The sequence below is a fragment of the Pseudomonas sp. GW821-FHT04D07 genome (assembly GCF_059420225.1).
The window spans coordinates 19488-35973 of sequence record NZ_JBWKTH010000036.1; the positions used below are offsets into that span (position 1 = coordinate 19488).

A 16486-nucleotide genomic window follows, 5' to 3' on the forward strand; every position below is an offset into this window, starting at 1 on the left:
AGCAGTGTCGAGCAACAGGCTCGCCTTGCGGCCTTCAACGCGCTAGGCGTATTGCCGCTGGCTATTGTTCCCGCCGCTGATGTGTCCGCGGCACTGGAGAGTATGCATCTCAGCCCGGCGGCAACTGCAGCGCTGGCGAAGGAACTTACCCTGCACCTGCCCGCGGCTACGCCGTCAGCCGATATGCAGCAGGCGCCGCGCGGCACAGTGGCCAGCAGCAGTGCTATGCCGTCTCCTGCCACTCAGCCGGCCATCCGTTTTGCCTGGGTCACCTTATGGGACTCCGATGTGGAGGACGGCGATGCCGTGCGTATCCAGAGTGCTGGTTATTTGAGGACGATCGTGTTGACCAGGCAGGGCATCACCTTTGCGATACCCGTTCCCGCCGATGGAAAAATAACCCTCACTGGTGTCCAGGATGGCGACGGTGGTGGCATCACCGTCGGTTTGGGGTCAGGTGGCGTGCCGATCATGAGCGTCGGCCAGACACTCACCTTGAACGTCAAGGTCAACTGATGCGCTGGCTGAGCTCGTTGGCGATCCGATTAGGCCCGGTTGCGTTTGTTGTGATGGCGCTTGTAGTTGTCGCGCAACTCTGGATACAGCATCACCCCAACAGCGCTGATGTCGCTCACTACGGACAGGATGTCGCCCGTGTCACGGCGCTTGAAATCGAAGCCATGATCCAGGGCTATGGGCTGGATGTCGCGGTTGGTGGTATCGACTCGGATATCCTCGTCGACATGATGCGTCGTCAGCAACGGCTGGGAAGCGGTGCATCGTCACGTGATCTGGTACGAGCGGTTGAAGAGTCAATGGCCGACACGCTGATCGATGCTCGAGAACAGGGCCACACGAAGGTGGTATTGCTCTCGGTTGATGGTCACGTTATCGCGAAGCCCGAACTATGAATCCAGTTTTGAGCGATGGCAAAACCGTGTTCAAGTCGCTATGGGCGCGTGCGCCCTGGTGGCGTACCTGTTTGATGGCTGCGACGTTTCTCTCGGTGGTGGTGGTGTTTTTCCCACCAGCCATAGGGGCGACGAATCTAAATGCACCGCATGCCCTTGCGGAGCAGGTGGATTATCGACCGCAGCGCAACCCGGCAGCTCCGCTTCCGCTACTGGCCGGGGGTATGACGGCGAAAGGCGTGACTTATCCGCAGGACTTCATGGTGGTGAGGTTCTTTCGTGCGGAAAAATGGGGGCTGCTTGAAGCCAACTATTGGTTCAGCCCTGAGTTGGAGGGGATTAAGTCCAACAGCGTACCGTCTTTCCATGAGTCCGACTGGGAGGCGAGGAGTATTTCCCGGTTTCCTGAAAAACAGGGCTATGTGGGTAAGCTGAAGAATTGGGGCGCTGCTTTCTGGCCAAGGTTTCAACAGGCTTTTGTAGCAGGCAGGCCGTCGAACAATTCCGTCGGAAGCTGCTGCGGTGATGGAACACCGAAAACGGCCGGCCCAAGTGCCTGCGGTCACTTCACCACGTCAGCAGCAGTCAAACGAACGGATTTAAGCTCACCTCGGTGTTCCCCACGGGGTAAAATCTGCGACGTTGAGCGGTTGGTTACCTTCAAGTCCATGGTAAAGCCACCAGTCTGACCTTTGGGGCCGTGCTAGCCAGTGCGGCCAATGGTATGTGTGATCGGTAATGAATGTCTGCTATAGAAAAGATAAATGTGGGGGCGGCAGAGTGGACAAGGTGGATGAACTGATAATTGCTGCGTTGAAGGATGACTCCAGGGTCAGCCTGGCGCAGCTGGCGCGACAAGTTCACAAGTCTAGAACCGCTGTGGAGTCGCGCGTTCAAAAGCTGATCGATAAGGGCATTATTCTGGGCTTTACCATCAGTGTTGCTGAGGATGATGAAGCACAGCAATCAGCGTTTTTGATGTTGAAGCTCAATGGCAGTAGTTGCCATCTGGTGTTTCCGAAGATCTATCAGTATCGCGAGGTGGTTCACGCCTATTCGCTGTTTGGCGATGTAGACATGATGCTCGACATTAAATACAGGAATTTTGAAGAACTGATGGTTTTCAAGGAAAACCTGCTGAAGATCGAACATGTGAGTGAAGTGGTGGTAAACCCCGTACTGAAGGCCTGGCGCTAGAAATGCAGCCGCCGCCGAGGTCCGCGGCGGCGGCTACATGTTCCCTGAGGTTAGCCGCATTCCAGATCATGTACGGTTTCGAGAAAGTAATGACTCAAGGCTGGCATTCTCTGGCGAAGGGTGTCGACCAGTTCTTCAATCACCGCCTGATTGAACTCGAACGGCGTGTCGTCATGTCCCAATACCACCACCAGCAGGTTTGACGACTCTTTCGTCAGCCTGGAATCATGGGCATCGGCGTCTACTTTGCCGATGCTCGCCAAAGGCACGTCACCGCAGGTATAGACGATATCCCCGACGGGAATCGTGACGTCCTTCTTGGCGAAGAGCGGGCGGAAAGCCCTGGGTTTCTCCGAGCGCATGACGTAAATATCATCCTGCTGATGATAGGTGTGCACGCCGATGCTGACCCCATGCCGAATCGCTACGGCATTGTAGGCATCCACGATATTGTTGATGGGATGGACGCCTTTGGCGATGAAGCGCCGGAGCAGTTTTTCGTTGGCACTGACGGTGTTTTCATAACCGAGCTTTTTAAGCTGCTTGGCAAAGCCGTCGTAAATGATGTTCGAGTCCAGCTCGTTCAGGTGGGAGGCCACGTGATTCAAGTTGTTTTGCAGGACGTCCACGAAACTCTGATCATCAGACACCGTAATGTCTTCGATCACGGCGGCGCAGGCATTCTTGATGCCCAGGTCACTGGCGGACTTTCTTATGATCAAGCGACTTTTCATAAATTCAACACCATAATTTTTTGCGTAGATGGTCGGTACTGATGTCCAGTTGCAGGGTCGAGGGATGCTGCAACCAGAACAGGCCCGGGCAGGTGGCGAAGTCGATGGTGATCGGGGTGGTGTCGCCTGGGCTGATGAAGTACCGGTGACCGCAATAGGCAACATCCTCAACCGCGCTCTGCAATACCTGCGGCGCCGGCGCGCGGAAGGTGCGGCTTTGGTCGGAGCAGAAGAAGCCGATCCGGCCATGGCTGGTTTGGCTGACAGCATCAGCCTGGGGGCGTGGGCGTTCCAGATAGCAATCAATGGCCAGCGACAGCAAGTCGGGCTGGTACACCTGTTGAAACAGCTGCGGCGCGATGCCGCCGTGCAACCGTCCACCGGCTTCAATCATCACCGGACCGGCATCGGACCAGATGATTTCCATGTGAATCGGGCCGACCTTGATGCTCAAGGCCGCTGCCGCTTGGCGGGCATAGTCGATCAGGGGTTGCAGGTCCGGTGCCTGGGGATCGAGGGTGTCCAGGCTTTCGTAGACAAACATGCTGCCGTTTTTCTGAATCTTGGTGTATTTGCACACCGAGGCAATAATGTACGTTCCCGCAAACGCGACCATATCGACGACGTACTCCGGGCCCGATACGAACGGCTGCACGATAAAGCCGAGGTTGATTTCTCCCAGGTCATTCTTTTGCTGCCAGGCCGCGTTGTTCAGCGCGGCTTCTACTTCATTCTTGCCTTGGGCAAACACCACGCCCTCGGTGGCTGCCGAATTCAGCGGCTTGACCACGTAGGTGGCGGTGGGATCCAGCGAGGCCACCACTTGCGCAATGCGGCTCGGCGAACTCAACAGCTGTGAGGCAATGTTTGCCAGCTGGTGTTTTTTCAGGGCCTGTTGCATGGAAAACTTGTGGCGACGAAGGTCGCTGGTGATTCGGCTATTGCCCGGGATATCGAGAATTTCCGTCAGGTAATCGGTGAGGTAAATCGCCGTTTCACACCCGGCGATCACCGCGCTTGGTTGCAGATTCGCCAGGGTGGTCAGCAGGCTTTCCTCCCAGTAGTGAACCTCCTGGAAGTTTTCCCTGACCAGGTCATTACTGAAGTGCTCGGGCAAATCGGGCGTGGAGATCACGGCAATGCAACGCACGCCCTGGGCCTTGAGCAAAGGGGCGTAAAGTTTGCCCGTGGAGAACGGGTCAACAATCAGTACGGTTTTCAAGTCTTGTACTCCTTATTCAGCGGTGGCGGTGGCCGTGACAGCGGGTGTGAGATTCCAGGCCAGTACGGCAACTGCCAACAGGGCGGCGGAGACGATCATCAACAGGCGTGCCCCTTCGAGCCCGAGGAATCCTGCTGTGGTAAAGAACGTCAGAATCATCGGCGCCGAGCCACTGACCAGCAGGTAGTAGAGCGAGCTTTTGGTGGCGATGACGTCGGCTATCCGAGCGTTAGGCGCGGACTCAATCAGGGTTTTACGCAGCTGGATCCGCAGGCTGTTGATACAGAAGCCCAGCAGAAAGGCGGCCGCCATCATCATGTAGAGGTTCTGGAAATAGACGATCGCCACGTCGGCCAGGATTACCAGCAAGACGACGCTGTAGCTATTGAGCTTGATACGTGGCAACACCGCCGCGCTGAATGCCCCCAGGCCGGCGAGGCCGCTGGCGATGCCAAACAGGGTCGCGTTCCACTCATTGAGCTTTTGAAAAACGATCGGCACCAGGCTGTTGAACGCGCCGATATGGAAACCGATCATGCTCAGTACGATGATCAGGATGTACAGGTTGCGCGGCAGGTGCAGTGGCTGTGCGGTGTTGATGTCTGCCGCTTGTTCGTGCATGTCGGCAGTGGGTGTCGCGGCGATAAAGAGCATGGCCACCAGGGAGAGGATCGCGCCCAGGCTGATGATTTGTAGGGTTTGGTTGACCGAGAACCTATCCACAATCACCCCGCCCAGCAGGGCGCCGCCGAAAGCGCCGAGCTGGATGGAGGTTTGCATCAGTCGCGACGAGGTGTCGCTGTTGGTCAGGCCGGCGAGCACCAGCTTGGTGTTTTTTGATTCCAGGGTACTGACGGTGAAGTAGTCAGTGACACCCACCACAAAGGCAATGGCCAGGAAGCCGATCGGCAGCAGGGCGGCGTCGGTAAACGAAAGGCCCAGGACCGCGGCGAATGCTGTCAGGCGAATGTACAGCAGCCGTTTCATGCTCAGTTCAATGGTGAAAAACTTGCCGATGTACTGTTCGCACAAATAAGGCACCACCGTCGCCACGCACAAGGTCGCACCGACCAGGAACGTCGAACCGGTGGTCTCCAGGCCAAACCAGACCATGGCAATGACGATCGCCATGTCCAGGCCGGTAAAGAGGGTTACGATCGAGTAGAACGCCGCAAGTGTTGATTTATTAGTCATGAGATCCATCAATCGTAGCGAGAGAGTTTAAGTAAAGGCACACACCGGTCGGTGTCACCCACGACGGTACTGATCCGGTTTCTGACACGGACGGTGGGCAGGGACTTCTTTTCCAGGTTGCACACCTTGTAAGCGTTGTCGTGCCACGGGCAGATCACACTCTGTCCGTCACTGCTCACTTCGCCCATGTGCAACGGGCCACCTCGATGGGGGCAAGCCGTTGGCAATAGTTGGGTTGAATAAGCGTGGCGCTTGAGAAAGTAGGTTTTCTCTTCCACGGCTACATAGTTGGCGTGGCTGATGCTCAGGCTGATGGCTTTCATTGGGCTGGCTTACTCAAATGGCCGTGACGGTGTAAGTGCAGGACTTGCTGGTGACGTACGTGCCATGAATCATCCCTTTGGGAATCACGACGCCTTCTCCGGCCTTGAGGCGAATGGTCAAATCGGGGCTGGCGATAAAATCCAGCTCGCCCGACTCGACCCAGAACAACTCATCATTCGGGTGGGTGTGTAATACCGACAGTTCATGTTCGGATTCGGTAATGGTCAGGTCCACCGGCTTGCGGCCCTGGAGGGCCGCGGCCTGAGCACGATGTTCGTCCATCTCGTCATGCCATTTGATATGGGCATAGAGTTCTTCGTCGGCGATCTCCTGAAGCAGCTTGAACTCTTCAAAACCGCGAATTAGGTCGGGGATTATCTTGTTACCGAATTGCTCGATCATGGGAATGATCAGGCGCTGGAGGGCCATTCTTCCGTGATGGACATCGATGTGTGAATGTTCATCGAAGTATTCGGTGGACACCGTGCCGTTGAAGATGGTCTTGATGGCGCGGGACTGATGCTTGGTCGTCAGGGCCAGCGTGGCTTCGGTGTAGTACATGGCGCCGATATACCGGAACAGCTCGCCATGGTTCGCCGAAACGTAGTGGAAATAGTTGGTGAGCGATAGCGAGCTGGGGGTATAGAACTGCCAATAGTGGTGCACGTGATGCGACATGCCCAGGTCCTTGAGCATGCCTTCAAAAATGCTGCTGTGCTTTTTTTTGTCGATGCCGTAGCCGTACTCGTCAATCAGGATCTTGAACAGTTCGCTGGTGTAAACACCGGCGTTGCCCAGCACATTGCGGGCCATGGCCGAGGCTTCACTGAGAAAGTCGCCTGCGCATTGAGCCATGAAAAACCTGGCCGCACGTTCTGGCTGACGGCTGGTGGTCAGCACCTCATAGAGTTTGGATTCGGACTGGGCAACGTCATCCAATACCTTATCGGTATGGGCCACGAAGGACTCGCTGTGCCAATAGATGTTGGCTGTTTGCAAGCTGATCGCTGGTCAGGCCGGTGCTGATGATTGATTCATTGACGTCCTGCGGCCTGGAAGGTCGCTGATACGGGCTAGTTGTATAGAACGTGCGAGGTTGAGCAAAGGCATGGGCGCGACAGTAGTGGGTCAGCGCTTCGGCATCCGAACTTAAGATAAAGCTTGTCGAGTCGTCTGAAAGCTTAGTTGTCCATAACATAAGTGGTGCCTTTCCATGGAGTTGTTTGATAGCCAGATGCTATAGCTTTGGTTTTTCTAAAGACAGATTAAAAATTGTGCGCGCATGTAGTGAAATTTACTAAACGCATAGGTGGAGTTTTCTTTATCGGTGGGCTGGTTGATTTCTGCCGGGGCGGCAGCTACACAGGCTCGTCGGTTTTTGTTGGATGCGCTTGGCGGGCCTTTCGACCGGCGACTGTAGCTGTCCGCTCGGACAGTTTTGTAGTGGTCTAATTCCCCCGGACACCTCGATAGGTGGAAAATGCATCTATCGAGGAGTTTTTCATGACCGACAAACGCAGAACATTCGACGACAGCTTCAAGCTGCAAGTCGTGAAGATGATCAAGGATCAGCGCCTGAGCGTTTCACCGGTTTGTCGTGATCTTAATATCGATGATCTACCGCGAACTGCGGACCCGCATGCCGGGTGGTGTGGCAGGGGAGCGGCCTATGAATGCCGCCCCCTATGCCGATTATAGGGTCGTATTGGCGAGGCGAGATCCATGTCGCAGCCGCCGCGTACCTTGGGGATCGCTGTGGCGCAGGGGCTTAGCTATCGAGCAACCGGAAAAACCTGTCGCGAACCTGTGTGTTATCGCTGTGGGCGACGTTGAAGCGCAGGAAATGGCTGGCATCCGTTGCTTTGCTGAGCAAGGTACCAGGGGCCAGTACCAGATCATTTTCCAGGCCTTTTCTGGCCAGGGTTTCGGCGTGCAATCCTTCGGGCAGGCGAGTCCAAATGAACAGACCTTCACCCGGAAGAGAAGACACCGAGCAGCCTGCCGCCACCAGCCAGCTCGCCACGCGACTGCTGGACTCATACAGCCGATCTACCGTGCGCCGAGCGTGTTTGGTATAGCGTCCGTCGCTGAGCATGGTGCAGGTGATCTGCTCCGCCAGTTCCGAGGTCACGCCCCCGCAGCTCATTTTCAGCGCCACCATCCGCGCCGCGAGTTGTGGTGACAGCACCGTATAGCTGACCCGGCTGTTGGCGGTCAGGGTCTTGGAGAAGCCGGAGACGTAACTGACATTGTCCAGACCGCTCGCGGCCAGGCGCGGGGTGCGTTTTTGCTGGATGTCGCAATACAGGTCGTCTTCCAGAATATGGAAGCCGTAGCGGTGACTCAGCTCCAGCAAGCGATAGACCTGGGCCGGGGAAAATGAATGACCGGTGGGATTGTGCAGGGTGCTGTTGGTCAGGTAGAGCACAGGACGATGAGCGATCAGCAATTGTTCGAAAGCATCCAGGTCCATGCCTTCGCAGTCCCGCGCAATGGTGATGACCTTGGCGCCGTGCAACGCCAGGTTGGCGTGCAGGTTGAAATAACACGGATCATCGAGCAGCACCGTGTCACCGGGTTTGATCAACAGGCGCATCAGTAGGTCGATGGCCTGCATGGTGTTGGCAGTGGTGATGATTTGCCCCACCGGCACGTCGATGCCGAAGGTCGACAGCTTTACCCGCAACGCCTCGCGCAGCGGCAGGTAACCGCCGGCCATGCTGTATTCGCCCATGCGCAGCGTCGTCGCGCGAAGGGTGCCGCGCACGGCTTTGAGCAGTTCTTCGCCGGGCAGCCAAGAGGAGGGCAGAAATCCGCAACCGGGGCGCAGCGCGCCGTTGTCCAGCAGTAGCGCACGGCGAACCACGCTGAGGGTGTCCTGAGGTTGCAGGTCGGGGGCGGCAGCGATGGGCTCCTGGGCGCTGCTGCGGTGAACGTAATGTCCCGAGCCCTGCCGTGAAACCACCAGCCCCTTGGCCCGCAATCGGTCGAAGGCGTCGACCACCGTGGATTTACCCACGTTCATCAGTTCCGAGAGTTCGCGAATCGGCGGCAACTTGGCACCGTGGGGCAGGCTGCCCAGGCTGATTGCCACAGACAACTGATCGACGATTTGCTGTACCAGCGGCGCTCCAGGCTGGAACTCGATGGCGGCGATAACTGCGCGCTGAACCTGCATTTTACTGGTCACTCCGGCAGTAAAGTTCGTTGGATTCTATACGAACTTGCTCTGATCAGGACAAGCGTCTCTCTCTACCATCGCCTTACAGACTTTCCTGATTGCCGATCGGTCAATCACCGGGTTCATGAGGTGTTGCATGAGTGTTGAAACAACGGCCGCGGTAGCAAAACCTGCGATTAACGTTCGCCTGTTCATTATTCGAATCATCACCGCTGTGTCGCTGTTTGCGGTGCTGGGCAAGGCCAACGTCTGGCTCGATACCGCCACCAACAGCATCCTGGCTCTGGGTTATCGGGCCTTATTGCTGCTGCTGCCGTTGACATTGTTGGTGCTGGGACGCCGATCCCTGAGCGTCACCTTGCTGTGCGCAACCCTCGGGCTGGTGTTGCTCGCGGTGACCAGTAACCAGGGCCTGGTGATGTTCGCTGCGGCGTTGTTTGCCTACGGCATCGCCATCGCCGGTTACTTGATCAAGAGTGAAGCGGCTCAGACCAAAGAAGGCGCGGCCTACAACCGAGTCGCGATGAACATGGGCAGCCTGGTGGCGGGTTTGATCCTGCTGTCACCCTTGTTGACCCCGGCCCTGTTTTTTCTCGGCGCCGCAGGTTTTGTGCTGATGTGCCTGCCCATCGCCATGGGCGCAACGTTCACCGTTCCACCGGTCGCCCCTCGTGCCGCCATCCAGGACGGCAGCGGCTGGCGCAACAAGCTGCCGTGGGTGATCGCCGGCATCATCATGGGCATCAAGCTGTTTGGTGTGTTCTCGATCCTGCCGCAAGCGATCCTGCTCAAGACCGGTGAATTGCCGGCCTGGTATGGCCTGATGCTGATCCTCAACAGCGCCGTGGTGGTGTTCGCCCAGGTGCCGGTGATGAATCTGATCGAGCGCACCGGACGCTTCAAAGTGGTCACCGTGATCGGGATCATCGTCGGCGGCTTTGCGGTACTGTCGTCGCCCGCTGCCTTCCACGTGGAAACCCTCGCCGGTGCGCTGATCTGGGTGGCGCTGCTGTCCATCGCCGAGTGCGCGTTCAGCTACCTCGATTACTTCTCGGTCAAGCAGAACAACATGTTCGTCAAGGAAGTGTCCCTCGGCGTCGGTGCCGGGCTGACGGTGCTGATCATGCGGGTCGCGCCGCTGCCCTACAACGCAGTGGTACTGGCCTTGATCGGCGCCGGCGGGATTCTGGCCTGGTACTACCTCAACCGTAAGTCCAATGCGTCTCTGCACGACTGATTCGTCGCGGTCCGTTTTTCATTTCACTGGTCGGGGGTTTCATGAGTAAGACTTCATGCGTAGTAGTGGTCGGGTACAACGGCAATCGGGTTCACGATATCCAGAAGCTGCGCGACCTCTGCAAGACGCTCTACGACGCCCGAATCATCCTTCTGGTCGAGCAGATTCAGCCCGAGGACCGTCATGTGGCGGATCACGTCTGCACCACCTCGCTGGCAATGGCAGACGTTGCAGACTCCGTCGATCTGGTGGCTGACTTCCTCAGTGCTGATGGCTGGAACCTGATCGGCGTGCTGCCCTTTTCCGACCGAGGAGTGTTGCTCGGCGCAGCGCTGGCCACGCATTTCAGGCTGCCCGGCATTACTCTTGGCGAGGCGCGGGCGGGGTTGGATAAGCAGATTTTTCGCCAGCTGGAAGCCGTTGCCAGCGCCTCGCCGGAAGATTACCGCCCGGTGTTTTGCGCGCGCATCGAGAGCCTTGCCGAACTGCGCCAGCGGGTTGTCGAACTGGGCGGCAAAGCCTTTATCAAACCCGCTTGCGAAGGCGCCAGCAGAGGTTGTCGGGTCATCCATCAGGTGTCCGAGTGCGAGGAAGCCTGGCAGGCGCTCAAACCTTATAGCGAAGGCGGGATTGTCCTTGAAGAGTTGATCCAGAGCGCTCTGGAATACAGCTGGGATTACGTAGCCGGCAGTACCTGGGTCACCGAAAAGACCACCACCGAAGGCGCCTACCGCGCAGAAATCCAGCAAGTCGTGCCCGCCCCGTTGGCGGCGGACGTCCAGGCTCGACTGGCGGCGGCCGGTCGGCACATGTCCGGGCTGGTCTCGCTGGATAACGGCGCCTATCACAACGAGATTTTCATGCGCGCCGACGGCCTGACTTCGGCGGTGGAAACCAACATGCGCCCCGGCGGCATGCACATCTGGGATCTGGCCCGGCGGGCGTTCGTCGATTTCGACCCGTGGGAGCGCTGGGTCAGATGGGCCGTGGAGGGCAAGACCGAACACCATGATCCGGTCGCTCGTGGTTATTGCGGCATTCGCCTGCTCAGGGCGCCGTTCGGCGGCACTCTGCGTACAGCGCCGGACGTTGAATCACTGGCCCTTGAAATGAACATCGAACTGGTGGAGGCGGTGTATGCCAAGCAGGTCGGTGATTCGGTCACGGCGCTGGTGCAGGACAACACCTCGTTTATCGGCCACATCGTGTTGTTCAGCGAGGACTACGCGCAACTCAGCGACAACCTGCTGCGTCTGGCAGAGGCGATCGAGTCACGAATCAAGGTCGCCGGCGTTGCATCGGCCATCGAGCCTGCTTTGAGCGTCATGGGGTGATCCACCGTGATCGGCGTTTTTCGAGCTACTGGTTATACAGAGGATTGAGCAAATGATTGAGCGAATGACTCGTGACGAACGCTTCATCGCCCTGGCAAAAGAACTCGGCCATGACATTTATGGCGAGAACACCGCCGGTGGGCATTACGCGCCGCTGATTCGGCATCACGATGAACTGTATGTCAGTGGTCTGGTGCCGCTAATGAATGGCAAGGTTCAGTATCCCGGCCGAGTGGGCCTGGAGCTCAGCCTCACGGATGCGCAAGCGGCAGCCCGTATCAGTGCGATGCGCGGACTGGCGTTGATCGTTGATGCGATCGGTTCGCTGGATAAAATAAAGTCGCTGCTTCGTATAACCGTCTATGTGAAGTCTACGGCGGATTTTGTTGATTTGAGTGAGGTGGCGAATGGCGCATCGGATGTATTCAGTCATGTGCTGGGAGATGCCGGTAAACATACCCGAACAACCGTCGGGGTTTATCAATTGCCGAAAAACGCGGCGATAGAACTGGAGATGATCGCTGTCCTGCTCCCATCGGCGTTATAAGAGCAAACGGTACGGCTTTACAGTGCTGAACCGTTGCCATAAGGTTCGGCCGCTCAAGTGTGCAGAATGAGAAGAGATTCGCAATGGATAACGTTCAAGGTGCGTTTTTTTCATATAAGGATTTTCGCCAGAGTTTGCACCACCGCCCGGTAAGTCCACGGGTGTGGAAAGGAACTGAACTGGCGGACATGCGCCGAACCCCTGATGACAGCGAAGTCGATATCGTTACGCTGGCCCACGACAAGAGCATTGACGGTTGTGAAGTGACGCCCGGTATGGCGGTTGCCATGCAATGGTTGGCCCCCGGTGCGGTGCTTAATGGGCATTCCCATTCCTGGTGGCATCTGTTTGTCATTCAGTCCGGAAACGGCACGTTGACGCTGGGTGATGCCGATGAAGCGAGCGTCAGTAGCGGCGACGTGCTGCTGGTGCCAGCCTGGACTAAACACGGCTTCGTCAACACCAGTAGCGACGAGCAGTTGGCGATGCTGAACATGAGCAACATGCCGCAAATGGCACTGCTCTCGAACTTTGCCGACAGTCACGGGCTGATCACCGCCCAACCCTGATCTATCCTCGTTTTACCCAGGGAGTAAACGTCTGTTTATTCCCTTTTTTTATCGACCCCCTCCCGAACTCGCCTTCCTCTCCACGCGCTCGCCCGGTTTTCGGTGCGATTGCGCGCATAGAACCGTTTGCAAATGCTGACTTTCTGTATCGATAGAAACAGCAGAATTCTGTATCTATTCAACTAATGGTGAACTAACTACGATCACTTCCGTTGCGCGTTAACTAAAAAACAACACGGATTTCAGTGGCGCGAGTTCGCGCGGTTAATGAGGTGGAGTGTTCTATGGAAAACCGGAAGCTGAAACTTTATGTTGGTGCGGACTGTGTCAGTGCGTTCGCCATGTCGGTCTTTGTTGCGCTCAAGGAAAAACAACTTTCATTCGAGTTGATTACACTGGATTTGAAAAGTCGAGAGAACTATAAAACGACGTATCGTGATCTCTCGCTGACCTGCAAAATCCCCACGTTAGTTCACGACGATTTTGCCTTGTCGGAATCTTCGGCCATTGCCGAGTACCTGGATGAAATCTCCGCGGGTCATAAAAAGTTATTACCCCTGGATATCAAGAGCCGAGCGCGGGCTCGTCAATTACAGGCCTGGTTGCGCAGCGATCTGCTGGTCATTCGCAAAGAGCGCCCGGCAGACCTTATTTATTTCGGCAAGAAAGACAATCCACTGTCCGGTGATGCCCTGGCTGCCGTAGATCGATTGTTTTTTGTGGCCGATCAGTTGCTGGAAGAGGGCGCCGATCATTTGTTCGGCGAATGGAGCATTGCCGATACCGACCTGGCAATCATGCTCAACCGCCTGGTCGCCAATGGTGATGAGGTCCCCGTGCGTCTTGCTGCCTATGTCCGTCGGCAATGGGATCGCGACAGTGTCCGAGCATGGATGGATATAGCGCGCGCAGCGCCAGCCATTCAATAAAAAACGACAAGAAATCAGCAGGAGCGCTGCCATGAAGGGAATGTCGGAGCAGGAAAGATACAAACCCTATAACTCACGCACCATTCGTGAGACGCCGTACTGGCAGAAACTGACGCCAGCGTTGCAGGAAGCCATGACCGTGGTTGCCAAGGTCATGCCGTTTCGCACCAACGACTATGTACTGGGGACGTTGATCGACTGGGACAACATACCGGACGATCCGATTTTCCGGATGACCTTTCCCCACAAGGACATGCTGCTGGCGGACGAATACGAGTCCCTCAAGCAGCTGATCGAGCAGGATGATGCCGCCGCCATCAAGCGGCGGATCGAGGCCATCTGGCTGCGCATGAACCCTCATCCGGCGGGGCAGCTGACGCACAACGGCGTCACCCTCGACGGAAAAATCCTGTCGGGCATACAGCACAAGTACCGGGAGACCGTGCTGTTTTTCCCAGGGGCGGGTCAGACCTGTCACGCCTATTGCACCTTCTGTTTCCGCTGGGCGCAGTTCATCGGCGAGGAAGAACTCAAGTTCAATGCTCGTGAGTCCCAGGAGCTGTTGAGTTACCTGCGGGTGCACACCGAGGTCACCGATGTGCTGATCACCGGCGGCGATCCGATGATCATGAACACCCGTTCCCTGGCCGCTTACATCGAGCCGTTACTGGAACTGCCCCACCTGAAAAGCATCCGCATCGGCACCAAATCGGTGGCGTACTGGCCGCAACGGTTTGTCACCGACAAGGATGCGCCCGCGCTGCTGGAGCTGTTTCAGCGGATCGTTGCGATGGGGAAAAACCTGTCGATCATGGGCCACTACAACCACCCGGTGGAGATCAAACAGGACATCGCTCGTCGTGCCATCGAACGCATTCGCGCCACCGGGGCGACCCTGCGCATACAGGCGCCGCTGATTCGGCACATCAACGAAAGCCCTGCCGATTGGGCCGCGCTCTGGACCGAAGGCGTCCGGCTCGGGGCCATTCCCTATTACATGTTCATCGAGCGCGATACCGGCCCCAGCCACTACTTCGCGATGCCGCTGGCTCGGGCATTCGAGATCTTCCAGGCGGCCTATCGCACGGTGTCCGGGCTGGCGCGCACGGTTCGCGGGCCGTCCATGAGCACCTTCTATGGAAAGGTGTTGATCAACGGCATCGAAACCGTCGCCGGGGAAAAAGTCTTTGTGCTGCAGTTCCTCCAGGCTCGTGATCCGCAATGGGTGTTGCGCACCTTCTACGCGCGCTTCGATCCCCAGGCGACCTGGTTCGACGAGTTGCTGCCGGCGTTCGGCGAGCGCTCGTTCTTCTTTCAGGCGGAGCCCGTGACGGCCCTCAGGTTGATACCGGTCGTCCTCGCGACTGCGTAGGAACTTTCATCAAATTTGCGGAGGTAATGGCATGAGCGGTATCCCGTTTGATCAGCGTGAAGGTTTTATCTGGCTCGACGGCGAGTTCGTTGAGTGGTCACAGGCACGGCTGCATGTGCTGACCCATGGCCTGCATTACGCAAGCACCGTGTATGAAGGCGAGCGCGTCTATAACGGCAAGATTTTCAAACTGCGCGAACACAGCGAACGCCTGTATAGATCGGCGAAGTTGATGGACTTCGTCATTCCCTATGAACTCGCCGAACTGGAACAGGCCAGCCATGAGCTGTTGCAGCGCAACAACGTCGTCGACGGCTACCTGCGTCCAGTGGCCTGGCGCGGCAGTGAAATGATTTCCACCTCGGCTCGCTACAACACCGTCCATGTGGCAATCGCCTGCTGGCAATGGCCGAGCTATTTCGATCCGGCGGCGCATATGGCCGGGATCCGATTGAAAACCGCCACCTGGCGCCGTCCGCCGCCGGCCAGCAGCCCCTTCGAAGCCAAGGCTTCCGGGCATTACATGATTGCCACGCTCAGCAAGCATGACGCTGAAAACAACGGTTACCACGATGCCTTGATGCTCGACTGGCGCGGCAACGTCGCGGAAGCCACCAGTGCCAACGTGTTCTTCGTCAAAGGTCGGACGTTGCACACCCCGGTGCCGAATTGTTTCCTCAACGGCATCACCCGCCAGACTGTCATCGAACTGGCCAAGACGCTGGATTACCAAGTGCTCGAAAGAACCATTGTTCCTGCTGAGCTCGGCGACTTCGATGAGTGTTTTCTGACTGGCACCGCCGCCGAAATCACACCCGTGCGCAGCATCGATGAACAGCTCTATCGACCGGGCCCCGCGTGCAGCGAATTCATTGCAGCTTACACCTCAACCGTAAACGCCGGATAAACAGCCAGGAATTTCACCATGTCAGATCAAGGGATTGTTACGTCTCGACCTTACGTTTCATTGGCCCACCGCCATGAAGAATTGTCGGTGCATGGCTGGACGGTGCTGACGCCGGACGAGTTCGCCGACGATGTCGAAGGCACGCTGCACGCGTTCGGCCCGGTCATACCGCAATTCAATGGGCAGACCGCTTTCGCCATCACCCGAAAGCCGGGGTACGAAGACCTGCCTTACTCCCAGAGCATGAACGGCATCGGCCCACACACCGAAGCGCCAGTCTATGGGCCGCCGCCGCGTTATCTGGCGTTACATTGCCATCGACAGGCCACGTGTGGTGGCGGGCATACGGGGTTGGTGGACGGGCTCGAGTTTCTCTCCTACCTGGAGAGTGCCGACCCGCAGTTGCGGCAATGGATCAACGACACCCCGGTAGAGTTCGTCGCCACCGCCAAACCTGGCGAGGCTGCGCAGCGCAGGGTCGAGGAGTACATCCTGACACCTACGGAGGACGGCGACATTTTCCGCTTCAGCTACAACCAGTTCCACTATGGCGATGTGAATCCATCGAAGGACGATTTGCGTCAGTCGCAGGTCGAAAACAGTTCATCGCCGCTGGCCAGATTTGCGGCACTGGGCGAGGACTATTTTGTGCGGCACAACACGCCGGTGCTGATCCCCGATGGCTGCATGCTGATCTGGGACAACTGGCGAATGATCCATGCTCGCAGTCGATACAGTGATCCGGCGCGTAACCTGACCCGCTACTGGCTGGCCTGATCTATCCGTCGTCCTTTATCCATTGGTGTACCCCTCAGCGGGTACGCATCC

Annotated in this window: 19 protein-coding genes; 13 read left to right on the plus strand and 6 right to left on the minus strand. The window is 57.2% G+C overall.

What is annotated here, in order from left to right:
* Positions 1 to 102 precede the first annotated feature (102 nt).
* From AC07T0_RS28230 to AC07T0_RS28245, 4 genes are all read left to right on the plus strand, one after another.
* Complete coding sequence (locus tag AC07T0_RS28230) at positions 103 to 516, plus strand: hypothetical protein (RefSeq protein WP_495004260.1); 414 nt, start codon at positions 103 to 105, stop codon at positions 514 to 516.
* On the plus strand, positions 516 to 911 hold the full coding sequence (locus AC07T0_RS28235; RefSeq protein WP_495004261.1) for a hypothetical protein: 396 nt from the start codon (positions 516 to 518) through the stop codon (positions 909 to 911). Before AC07T0_RS28230 ends, AC07T0_RS28235 begins: the two co-directional genes overlap by 1 nt.
* An 8-nt stretch (positions 912 to 919) precedes the next feature.
* Complete coding sequence (locus AC07T0_RS28240; protein WP_495004262.1) at positions 920 to 1600, plus strand: hypothetical protein; 681 nt, start codon at positions 920 to 922, stop codon at positions 1598 to 1600.
* Positions 1601 to 1700: 100 nt separating this feature from the next.
* Positions 1701 to 2108 carry an Lrp/AsnC family transcriptional regulator gene (locus AC07T0_RS28245; RefSeq protein WP_495004263.1) on the plus strand — a complete coding sequence of 136 codons (408 nt, stop codon included), beginning with the start codon at positions 1701 to 1703 and terminating at the stop codon, positions 2106 to 2108.
* A 50-nt stretch (positions 2109 to 2158) separates the two neighbouring features.
* Here the strand turns inward: AC07T0_RS28245 and AC07T0_RS28250 are convergent, their stop codons facing one another.
* From AC07T0_RS28250 to AC07T0_RS28270, 5 genes are read right to left on the minus strand one after another with little or no spacing between them, the layout of a single operon-like run.
* Entirely contained in the window at positions 2159 to 2842 is a 684-nt protein-coding gene (locus AC07T0_RS28250) for a phenylalanine--tRNA ligase beta subunit-related protein (protein WP_495004264.1), read from the minus strand.
* A 4-nt stretch (positions 2843 to 2846) separates the two neighbouring features.
* Positions 2847 to 4064 carry an ATP-grasp domain-containing protein gene (locus AC07T0_RS28255; protein ID WP_495004265.1) on the minus strand — a complete coding sequence of 406 codons (1218 nt, stop codon included), beginning with the start codon at positions 4062 to 4064 and terminating at the stop codon, positions 2847 to 2849.
* 12 nt (positions 4065 to 4076) lie between these two features.
* A complete protein-coding gene (locus tag AC07T0_RS28260) occupies positions 4077 to 5258 on the minus strand; it encodes an MFS transporter (protein WP_495004266.1) in 1182 nt (393 codons plus the stop codon).
* A gap of 8 nt (positions 5259 to 5266) precedes the next feature.
* Entirely contained in the window at positions 5267 to 5581 is a 315-nt protein-coding gene (locus AC07T0_RS28265) for a Rieske 2Fe-2S domain-containing protein (protein ID WP_495004267.1), read from the minus strand.
* 13 nt (positions 5582 to 5594) lie between these two features.
* Positions 5595 to 6542, minus strand: a complete 948-nt coding sequence (locus tag AC07T0_RS28270; RefSeq protein ID WP_495004268.1) for an iron-containing redox enzyme family protein — start codon at positions 6540 to 6542, stop codon at positions 5595 to 5597.
* A 543-nt stretch (positions 6543 to 7085) separates the two neighbouring features.
* Here AC07T0_RS28270 and AC07T0_RS28275 point away from each other — a divergent pair.
* Positions 7086 to 7280, plus strand: a complete 195-nt coding sequence (locus AC07T0_RS28275; protein WP_495004269.1) for a transposase — start codon at positions 7086 to 7088, stop codon at positions 7278 to 7280.
* A 70-nt stretch (positions 7281 to 7350) separates the two neighbouring features.
* Here the strand turns inward: AC07T0_RS28275 and AC07T0_RS28280 are convergent, their stop codons facing one another.
* Positions 7351 to 8760, minus strand: coding sequence for an aminotransferase-like domain-containing protein (locus AC07T0_RS28280; protein WP_495004270.1), 1410 nt, complete (start codon positions 8758 to 8760; stop codon positions 7351 to 7353).
* A 139-nt stretch (positions 8761 to 8899) separates the two neighbouring features.
* Here AC07T0_RS28280 and AC07T0_RS28285 point away from each other — a divergent pair, with 139 nt between their 5' ends.
* From AC07T0_RS28285 to AC07T0_RS28320, 8 genes are all read left to right on the plus strand, one after another.
* A complete protein-coding gene (locus AC07T0_RS28285) occupies positions 8900 to 10000 on the plus strand; it encodes an MFS transporter (protein ID WP_495004271.1) in 1101 nt (366 codons plus the stop codon).
* A gap of 41 nt (positions 10001 to 10041) precedes the next feature.
* A complete protein-coding gene (locus AC07T0_RS28290; protein WP_495004272.1) occupies positions 10042 to 11334 on the plus strand; it encodes an ATP-grasp domain-containing protein in 1293 nt (430 codons plus the stop codon).
* Positions 11335 to 11386: 52 nt separating this feature from the next.
* A complete protein-coding gene (locus AC07T0_RS28295) occupies positions 11387 to 11881 on the plus strand; it encodes a RidA family protein (protein WP_495004273.1) in 495 nt (164 codons plus the stop codon).
* Between the two features lie 83 nt (positions 11882 to 11964).
* Positions 11965 to 12450, plus strand: a complete 486-nt coding sequence (locus tag AC07T0_RS28300) for a cupin domain-containing protein (protein ID WP_495004274.1) — start codon at positions 11965 to 11967, stop codon at positions 12448 to 12450.
* 284 nt (positions 12451 to 12734) lie between these two features.
* On the plus strand, positions 12735 to 13379 hold the full coding sequence (gene yfcF / locus AC07T0_RS28305) for a glutathione transferase (RefSeq protein WP_495004275.1): 645 nt from the start codon (positions 12735 to 12737) through the stop codon (positions 13377 to 13379).
* Between the two features lie 31 nt (positions 13380 to 13410).
* Positions 13411 to 14751, plus strand: coding sequence for a KamA family radical SAM protein (locus tag AC07T0_RS28310; RefSeq protein WP_495004276.1), 1341 nt, complete (start codon positions 13411 to 13413; stop codon positions 14749 to 14751).
* A 31-nt stretch (positions 14752 to 14782) separates the two neighbouring features.
* The gene (locus AC07T0_RS28315) at positions 14783 to 15658 is read left to right on the plus strand and encodes a branched-chain amino acid aminotransferase (protein ID WP_495004277.1); all 876 of its coding nucleotides are present in this window, start codon (positions 14783 to 14785) and stop codon (positions 15656 to 15658) included.
* Between the two features lie 18 nt (positions 15659 to 15676).
* Positions 15677 to 16435 carry a TauD/TfdA family dioxygenase gene (locus AC07T0_RS28320; RefSeq protein WP_495004278.1) on the plus strand — a complete coding sequence of 253 codons (759 nt, stop codon included), beginning with the start codon at positions 15677 to 15679 and terminating at the stop codon, positions 16433 to 16435.
* Positions 16436 to 16486: the final 51 nt, after the last annotated feature.

Excerpts from the sequence above, each read along its gene's own strand:
- AC07T0_RS28230 (WP_495004260.1), top strand. The coding sequence starts at position 103 with ATGCATCTCAGCCCGGCGGCAACTGCAGCGCTGGCGAAGGAACTTACC.
- AC07T0_RS28235 (WP_495004261.1), top strand. The coding sequence starts at position 516 with ATGCGCTGGCTGAGCTCGTTGGCGATCCGATTAGGCCCGGTTGCGTTT.
- AC07T0_RS28250 (WP_495004264.1), bottom strand. The coding sequence starts at position 2,842 with ATGAAAAGTCGCTTGATCATAAGAAAGTCCGCCAGTGACCTGGGCATC.
- AC07T0_RS28260 (WP_495004266.1), bottom strand. The coding sequence starts at position 5,258 with ATGACTAATAAATCAACACTTGCGGCGTTCTACTCGATCGTAACCCTC.
- AC07T0_RS28265 (WP_495004267.1), bottom strand. The coding sequence starts at position 5,581 with ATGAAAGCCATCAGCCTGAGCATCAGCCACGCCAACTATGTAGCCGTG.
- AC07T0_RS28275 (WP_495004269.1), top strand. The coding sequence starts at position 7,086 with ATGACCGACAAACGCAGAACATTCGACGACAGCTTCAAGCTGCAAGTC.
- AC07T0_RS28280 (WP_495004270.1), bottom strand. The coding sequence starts at position 8,760 with ATGCAGGTTCAGCGCGCAGTTATCGCCGCCATCGAGTTCCAGCCTGGA.
- AC07T0_RS28285 (WP_495004271.1), top strand. The coding sequence starts at position 8,900 with ATGAGTGTTGAAACAACGGCCGCGGTAGCAAAACCTGCGATTAACGTT.
- AC07T0_RS28290 (WP_495004272.1), top strand. The coding sequence starts at position 10,042 with ATGAGTAAGACTTCATGCGTAGTAGTGGTCGGGTACAACGGCAATCGG.
- AC07T0_RS28295 (WP_495004273.1), top strand. The coding sequence starts at position 11,387 with ATGATTGAGCGAATGACTCGTGACGAACGCTTCATCGCCCTGGCAAAA.
- AC07T0_RS28300 (WP_495004274.1), top strand. The coding sequence starts at position 11,965 with ATGGATAACGTTCAAGGTGCGTTTTTTTCATATAAGGATTTTCGCCAG.
- yfcF (WP_495004275.1), top strand. The coding sequence starts at position 12,735 with ATGGAAAACCGGAAGCTGAAACTTTATGTTGGTGCGGACTGTGTCAGT.
- AC07T0_RS28310 (WP_495004276.1), top strand. The coding sequence starts at position 13,411 with ATGAAGGGAATGTCGGAGCAGGAAAGATACAAACCCTATAACTCACGC.
- AC07T0_RS28315 (WP_495004277.1), top strand. The coding sequence starts at position 14,783 with ATGAGCGGTATCCCGTTTGATCAGCGTGAAGGTTTTATCTGGCTCGAC.
- AC07T0_RS28320 (WP_495004278.1), top strand. The coding sequence starts at position 15,677 with ATGTCAGATCAAGGGATTGTTACGTCTCGACCTTACGTTTCATTGGCC.